This window comes from Flagellimonas flava (assembly GCF_050617915.1).
GTDB classification, from domain to species: Bacteria; Bacteroidota; Bacteroidia; order Flavobacteriales; family Flavobacteriaceae; genus Flagellimonas; species Flagellimonas flava_A.
The window spans coordinates 1-255 of sequence record NZ_JBODQE010000097.1 but is presented as its reverse complement, the minus strand read 5'-3'; the positions used below and the strand labels follow the sequence as shown (position 1 = coordinate 255).

The window sequence follows — 255 nt, the reverse complement described above, 5'->3', positions numbered from 1 at the left end:
AACCCCGAGACCATAACGCGTACCTACTCCGTGACCGATGCGGCCAACAACTCCATAAACGTCCAACAGACCATAACAGTAAACGATACAACAGACCCGACAATAACCGCTCCGGCCGATGTCAATGCTGGTGCAGATGCCAATTGTGTGGCCAATCCCGTTCTCGGTACACCGACAGCCAATGACAATTGTGCCGTGACCGGTGTAACCAACGATGCACCATCACCGTTTCCTATCGGGATCACCGTGGTCACA

At 53.3% G+C, this 255-nt stretch carries 1 protein-coding gene; it reads left to right on the top strand.

Going from position 1 to position 255, the window contains the following annotated elements; translation table 11 throughout:
• Window positions 1–255: hypothetical protein (locus ACRHOZ_RS21130; RefSeq protein ID WP_431130291.1), on the top strand; the 255-nt coding region annotated here is incomplete at both ends.